Source organism: Streptomyces ossamyceticus, from assembly GCF_001418475.1.
Classification (GTDB): domain Bacteria; phylum Actinomycetota; class Actinomycetes; order Streptomycetales; family Streptomycetaceae; genus Streptomyces; species Streptomyces ossamyceticus.
Window position 1 is genome coordinate 1 of the sequence record NZ_LIQX01000146.1, and the last position, 6,887, is coordinate 6,887.

The 6,887-nt window shown below is 72.2% G+C and carries 5 protein-coding genes and 1 pseudogene; 3 read left to right on the forward strand and 3 right to left on the reverse strand.

The annotated features are described in order from the left end of the window. Nucleotides 1–135: 135 nt before the first annotated feature. Nucleotides 136–867: a maleate cis-trans isomerase family protein gene (locus tag AOK15_RS12480; protein WP_055515900.1), complete on the reverse strand. Its 732-nt coding sequence runs from the start codon at nucleotides 865–867 to the stop codon at nucleotides 136–138. Then, nucleotides 864–1,038: pseudogene (locus AOK15_RS48995) on the reverse strand (maleate cis-trans isomerase family protein); the annotation flags it as partial. The gene AOK15_RS12480 and the pseudogene AOK15_RS48995, both read right to left, overlap by 4 nt. A gap of 258 nt (nucleotides 1,039–1,296) precedes the next feature. Between AOK15_RS48995 and AOK15_RS12485 the strand changes: the two are divergent. Continuing rightward, nucleotides 1,297–2,256: a D-2-hydroxyacid dehydrogenase gene (locus AOK15_RS12485; protein WP_055515902.1), complete on the forward strand. Its 960-nt coding sequence runs from the start codon at nucleotides 1,297–1,299 to the stop codon at nucleotides 2,254–2,256. 272 nt (nucleotides 2,257–2,528) lie between these two features. Further along, on the forward strand, nucleotides 2,529–3,638 hold the full coding sequence (locus AOK15_RS12490) for an LLM class flavin-dependent oxidoreductase (RefSeq protein WP_055515904.1): 1,110 nt from the start codon (nucleotides 2,529–2,531) through the stop codon (nucleotides 3,636–3,638). A 59-nt stretch (nucleotides 3,639–3,697) separates the two neighbouring features. On the opposite strand, the gene AOK15_RS12495 is transcribed toward AOK15_RS12490, so the two are convergent. After that, nucleotides 3,698–5,464 (reverse strand): putative bifunctional diguanylate cyclase/phosphodiesterase, encoded by a 1,767-nt coding sequence (locus AOK15_RS12495; protein ID WP_391333049.1) that lies wholly within the window; start codon nucleotides 5,462–5,464, stop codon nucleotides 3,698–3,700. 501 nt (nucleotides 5,465–5,965) lie between these two features. Here AOK15_RS12495 and AOK15_RS12500 point away from each other — a divergent pair. Beyond that, nucleotides 5,966–6,887, forward strand: a 922-nt coding sequence (locus tag AOK15_RS12500) for a M6 family metalloprotease domain-containing protein (protein ID WP_055515906.1), incomplete at its 3' end; no start/stop codon positions are given.

A 6,887-nucleotide genomic window follows, 5' to 3' on the forward strand; every position in this document is an offset into this window, starting at 1 on the left:
CCCGCACACACCGTGCCGCGGGCCCGGCCGCACTGGACCGCGGCCGCGACGGCCGCCCGCGCCCCTGGACCAGCGGGCGCGGGACCCGCACGGGACGGCCCCCGGCACCGGGCACCGTCGGAGCGTTCCGCCGGCTCACGCCTGCACGATCGGTTCCCTGGTGAACAGGGCGCCCAGCTCCGGGGCGTTCACCCTGCGGTCGGCCAGGCGCAGGGCCTCCCAGACGCTGACCTGGGTGGCGGTGAGGACCGGCTTGCCCAGCTCCTTCTCCAGGACGGGGATGTGGGAGGCGGTGCGCAGGGCCGTGTCGGGCAGCAGGAGGGCCTGGGCGTCGGGGCGGTCCGCGTCCCGGGCGAGGGCGAGGATGTCGTCGACGGTCCAGGCGGCCACCTCCGCCGCCGTGGCGACGCCGGCCCCGCGCGCGGAGACGACCTCCAGCCCGCCCGCCGTCAGGAAGTCGACGAAGAGGCGGGTCACGTCGTCCGGGTACGTCGCGGCGACGGCCACACGGGACGCGTGCACCTCCCGCGCCGCGTGGACGAACGCGAAGGCGGTGGAGGAGGCGGGCAGGCCCGCCGTACGGGCCAGGGCGCGGATCTGTTCGTGGGCGCCCTCGTAGCCGAGGACGAAGCTGCCGCCCGCGCACGCCCAGACGACGGCCTCGGCGCCGGACAGCCGCAGGGCCTCGCAGCCCGCTGCCAGCCGCTCGGGCGCACCCATCTCCCGCAGCGCGTCCACCCGGTGCGGGTCCTCACCGACGTCGATCCGCGCGAGGTCGACGCGGATGTCGCTGCCCAGGAGCTGCTCTATGCGTGGATAGTCGTCCTCGGCGGAGTGGCCCGGGTGGAGGAGTCCGAGAGCGGTCATGCCCAACCTTCCTGTTCTACCGGCCGACGCCGGCGGTGGTGTGACGGCCCCGCACCGGACGCCTGCCTGGCCGACTCGTCGAGCAGAGCCTGGTACGGACCCACCGCCCGGGTACCCAGGTGACGCACCGCCGCCCCTCATCGTCACCTGGTTGGCCGAGAGAACGCGGATCCACGCCCCGCGCCGGGCACGGCCTCGTGGCCCGTGGCCGAAAAGGCGGCGAAGACAGCGTGCACGACACGACCACCGGCCTCACGCAGAGAGAGGCATCGGCGACGGAACGTGTGCAAGTCCTGGTTGACGGCGGGGGGTTCGGGTGCGAGCGTGTCCATCAGTGCATGTCACACGCATCCCACGGGGCCGATCGAGTCGCATCCCGCCACGATCCACGCTCCGTCCAGGCCGCACTACGGACGGTTTCCCACCGATATGACCGCGACGCGCAGACCGACGCTCCTCGTCCTCGACGCCGAGCCCCGCCCCCGGCTCGGGCGCCTCACCGGACGGGCGACGATCGAGTACACCGACGCGTCGACGCTGCCCGAGCGGCTGCCGCACGCCGATGTGCTGCTCGTGTGGGACTTCACCTCCCACGCGGTGCGGGACGCCTGGCCCGGGGACGGCCCCCGCCCCCGCTGGGTGCACACGGCGAGCGCCGGCGTCGACCACCTCCTGTGCCCCGAACTCGTCGCCTCCGACACGGTGGTGACGAACGCCCGCGGCATCTTCGACGAGCCCATCGCCGAGTACGTCGCCGCGCTCGTCCTGAGCATGGCGAAGGACCTGCACCGCAGCTGGGAGCTCCAGGGCCGCCGGGAGTGGCGGCACCGCGAGACGCTGCGCGTCGCGGGAAGCCGCGCCTGCGTGGTCGGGTCGGGACCCATCGGGCGGGCGATCGTACGGTCGCTGAAAGCGATCGGTGTGCACAGCGCCCTCGTCGGCCGGGTGGCACGCGTCGGCGTCCACGGCCCCGAGGACCTCGACCGGCTGCTCGCCCGCGCCGACTGGGTGATCGCGGCGGCCCCGCTGACGGAGGAGACCCGCGGCATGTTCGACGCCCGCCGCTTCGGCGTCATGCAGCCCTCCGCGCGCTTCGTGAACGTGGGTCGTGGCCGGCTCGTGGTCGAGGACGCGCTCGTGGACGCCCTGCGCCGACGGTGGATCGCGGGGGCGGCGCTCGACGTCTTCGACCGGGAACCACTGGCGGGGGACGACCCGCTGTGGGACGTACCCGGCCTGATCGTCTCGCCCCACATGAGCGGCGACACGGTGGGCTGGCGCGACGCCCTGTCCGAACAGTTCGTGAAGTCGTACGACCTGTGGGAGGCGGGGCGGAGGCTGCCGCATGTGGTGGACAAGGGGAAGGGGTACGTACCGGGCGCCCAGTAGCTCGGGGGCGGCTGTTTGTTCGGCGGGTGCGGGTAAAGCGACCGGGGCTGCGCCCCGTGCTTTTCGGGATGAAGGCCGGGCCGCAGGCCGAAGCCTTCAGGGGCGCGGGGAACTGCGCGACAAGCCAGAGACTGCCCGCACCCGCCATCGCACCTCGCCTCCCGAGCTATGAGGCGGGCGTCCCTCCTCCCCCCGGCCCGGAATAACCGGAGCCACCCTCCTGTTAACTCCCGGCGTACCCAAGAACCGCCGCGAACAGCAGGAGGCCAGCCGTGACCGCAGACGAGATCCGAGGCAAGACGCACGGCACCGCCCCGGTCCCGCTCTCCGTCCTCGACCTCGTCACCGTCGGCGCCGGCCGCACCGCCACCGACGCCCTGCGCACGAGCGTCGCCCTCGCCCGCCAGGCGGAGGACCGCGGCTACCACCGCTACTGGGTCGCGGAACACCACTCCATGCCCGGCGTGGCCTCCTCCTCCCCGGCCGTGATCCTCGCCCACCTCGCGGCCCACACCACCCGTGTCCGCCTCGGCTCCGGCGGCGTGATGCTCCCGAACCACGCCCCTCTGGTCATCGCGGAGCAGTTCGGCACGCTGGAGGCCATGGCGCCCGGCCGGGTCGACCTCGGCCTCGGCCGCGCCCCCGGCACGGACGGCGCCACCGCCGCCGCCCTGCGCCGCTCGGCCCGGCTCCACGAGGGCGCCGACGACTTCCCCGAGCAGCTCGCGGAGCTGACCCGGTTCCTGGACGACGACTTCCCCGACGGCCACCCCTACCGCCGTGTCCACGCGGTACCGGGCCCGATCCAGGGCACGTCGCCCGGCGGTGTGCAGTCCCCGCACCGCCCCCCGATCTGGCTGCTGGGCTCCTCCGGTTTCAGCGCACGCCTGGCCGGTGAACTCGGTCTGCCGTTCGCCTTCGCGCACCACTTCTCCGCGCGGAACACGATCCCGGCCCTCGACCTGTACCGCGAGACGTTCCGCCCCTCCGCGGTCCTCGACGCCCCGTATGCGCTGATCGGGGTCTCGGCCCTCGCCGCCGACGAGGAGAAGGAGGCCCGCCGGCAGGTCAGGGCCGCCGCCCTGAACATGGTCCGGCTGCGCACCGGCCGCCCCGGCCTCGTCCCGACCCCGGAGGAGGCGGAGGCGTACCGGTTCAGCGCGGTCGAACAGGACTTCATCGACTCCTGGAACGCCGACGTCGTCCACGGCACCGTCGACGAGGTCCGCACCCGCCTCGACGACCTGCACAAGCGCACCGGCGCCGACGAGCTGATGCTCACCACCCACGCCCACAGCCCCGACCTGCGCCTGCGCTCCTACCAACTGATCGCGGACGCCTACGACCTGCCGCGGATCCCCCGTACCGACGGCGATCGGTGAGCGGCCTCAGGCCCGGGGCCCGTACCGAGGCCCGTACCGAGGGCACTCGGTAGGCGGCCTCAGGTCTGGGGGCACGCCGCGGTGCCCAGCAGTTCGCCGATCCGTTCGGGCGACACCGCGCGGGAGTACAGCCATCCCTGCCCGGTGTCGCAGCCGAGTCTGCGCAGCCGGGAGGCCTGGGCGTCGGTCTCCACGCCCTCCGCGGTGACGGTCAGCCCGAGCCGGTGGGCGAGCTGGACGAGGGCCTCGACGATGATCTCGTCGGCGGGGTTGGGCACCCCGTCGTCCCCGGTCCCGCCCTCCTGCGGCGTCTCGTACTGGAAGCCCCGGACGAACGCCCCGTCCAGCTTCAGCACCGACACCGGCAGCCGGCTCAGGTACGCGAGGTTGGAGTAGCCCGTGCCGAAGTCGTCGATGGCGATACGGACCCCCATGTCGCTGAGGGCCTTGAGCGCCTGCAACGGGCGGCCGGCGGAGCCCATCAGCGCGGACTCGGTGAGTTCGAGCTGGAGCAGATGCGGGGCGAGGCCCGTCTCGGAGAGGATCTCGGCGACATCGGCGACGAGGTCGGAGTCCCAGACCTGGCGCACGGCGACGTTGACACTGACGAAGATCGGCGCCCGGCCGGGGTGGTCGAGCTGCCAGCGGCGGGCCTGCCGACAGGCGGTCGCGAGGATCCAGCGGCCGAGCTGGACGATCGAACCGTCCTCCTCCGCCAATGAGATGAACCGATTCGGCGTCAACAGACCGAACTGCGGATGGTGCCAGCGCACCAGCGCCTCCACCCCGCGCACCTCGCCCTGCGCCATCCCCACCAGCGGCTGGTACTCCAGGACGAACTCGCCCCGCCCGATGGCCGCCCGCAGCGTGGACGACAGTGCCTGACGGGTCATCCGGTGGGCATTGCGCTCCGGATCGAACAGCGTCCAGCGGGACTTGCCGTCGGCCTTCGCCCAGTACAGCGTCGTGTCGGCGGCCTGCATCAGCCCGGTGGCCGTGGTGCTCGCCGACTGCCGTTCCACGACGCCGATCGACGCCGACACGGACAGCCGCTGCCCGGCGAGGTCGAAGGGCGCCTGGAGGGTCCTGAGCACGGACTCGGCCAGGTCGGCGAGTTGTTCGGTGCCGGTGGAGTCCTCGACGAGCACGGCGAACTCGTCGCCGCCGAGCCGGGCCACCAGCGGGGCCGTGGCCGGCGCGCCCGCCGAACGGCCGTACGCCGCCGCCTCCGCGCATCGGGTGAGCCGCTCGGCGACGGCCGAGAGCAGCCGGTCGCCGACCCGGTGGCCGAGGGTGTCGTTGACCGCCTTGAAGCCGTCGAGGTCCAGATAGACCAGGCCGATCCGGCCGGTGCCGGACTCCTCGTAGGCGTCCCGCTCCAGGGCGGCGGCCAGCCGTTCGAAGAACAGGGTGCGGTTGGGTAGCCGGGTCACCGGGTCGTGCAGCTGCAAGTGCTGAAGTCTGGCCTGAAGTTGACGGTTGGCGCTGATGTCGGTCACCGAGAGCAGGACCGCGCCCTCCTCCTCGGGCAGCGGCGCCACCGACACCTGGACCCACAGGGAGGTCCCGTCGGGCCGTTTGAGCCGGCGGGTACAGCGCAGCCGTGCCTGTCGGCCGCGCAGCACCTCGCGATACGCGTGCCAGGTGCGGGTGTCCGCGGCGAGGTCGACCAACTCGGCCGCGACGCGCCCCGCGAGCGGCCCGGCCGCCCCGTTCCCCAGCAGTGTCTCCATCGCCGCGTTCGCGGTGGCGACCCGCCCTTCGCGGTCGACGACGGCCATGGCCAGCGGCGCCGCGGAGAAGGCGGAGGGAGTGCTCTCGACCACCGCTCGGTCCGACGCGTCCGCCGTGCCCGACGTCGCTGACACATCTGACGCCTCGACGTGACGCTCTGTAGTCGCTGACCGGACGAGGTCTGCCGCGGGCGCCGGCCCTTGGGACGTTCCGCTCACCGTTCGCTCCCGCAGTGCACTCGTTTTTCGTACGGATCTCGATTGTGTCGTCGGAGCGGCCGAACTAAGTACGAGGGGCGCTCTGGCCGTGTCCGTGCAGGAAAGTGTGCCGATCATAGAGGTTGCCCTCAGGGCCTTCTAGCCACTCTCCAGTCTCCCTGAACAACGACCAGATCTGACAGATCGTTTCTGCCCCGAGCTGAACGGCTTCCCGGATTCGTCGACCGCTTGTGACGTTCCGTGAGTGCACGGGGTGTCGCCCCGAGGGGGCTGTACGGCCGTCCCTCACTCGTCTGGTGCAGGCAAACAGGGCAAAGTGCTACTAATTCGGAAAATCTGTACGCGGTGTCCCAAGACTCGCGTTCGGAGGTCCCCGTGCAGCGTCCGCACCCCTGGAAGGGGCCTCTCCGGCAGGGACTCCTCGACGGCCGCGTGCCCGCGTTGCGCAGTACGGCGGCCATGCTGACCTCGCTGACCGCCCTCGCCGCGACCTCCCTGATCGCCGCCCCGTCGGTCGCCGTACCCCTGTCCCAGGCGTGCGCCCTGCGCAGGACCGAGGCGCATCACTCGGAGGGTCTCGACACCTGGAACGCCGCCTATCCGCGCCCCACGCGCGACCTCGACGCCGTACTGGTGTTCCTCTCCTTTCCGGACTCCATCCCCGTCACCTCCCCGGAACAGCTGACCGCCGATCACTTTCCGGACACCAGTCAGTTCTTCGAACGCGCCTCCTACGGCAAGTTCGCCCTGAATCCGCATCCGCACCGCCAATGGCTGCAGATGCCGCGCCCCTCCACGTCGTACGCCATACGGCGGGACTGGAACGCGCCGCACCGGGCCGCCTATCTGAAGGACGCCCTCGCGACCGCCGACCCGTACATCGACTTCTCCCGCTACGGCATCGTGTACTTCATCGCCGACCCGCACGCGCCCGGCGTCGACTCGGACGCGACGAAGGTGGTGAACCTGGACTCGCCCCTGGAGGTCGACGGGACGGGTCTGCGCCGCGTCGTCACCGTGTTCGAGAAGCATCCGCCGGACCGTCTCGTCCTCGCCCATGAGACCGGCCATGTCTTCGACCTGCCCGACCTCTACCACCGGCCCGTCGACGGCAAGGGCGACTGGGACACCCATGTCGGTGACTGGGACCTCATGGGCAGCCAGTTCGCTCTCGCGCCCGACTTCTTCGCCTGGCACAAGTGGAAGCTGGGCTGGCTCGAACAGCACCAGGTGGCGTGCGTGCGCGGTACCGGTGTCACCCGGATGACGCTGGAGGCGGTGGGGGCGGGACCGGCGC

Coding starts and splice junctions, on each gene's coding strand:
- AOK15_RS12480 (WP_055515900.1), bottom strand. CDS start 867: ATGACCGCTCTCGGACTCCTCCACCCGGGCCACTCCGCCGAGGACGAC.
- AOK15_RS12485 (WP_055515902.1), top strand. CDS start 1,297: ATGACCGCGACGCGCAGACCGACGCTCCTCGTCCTCGACGCCGAGCCC.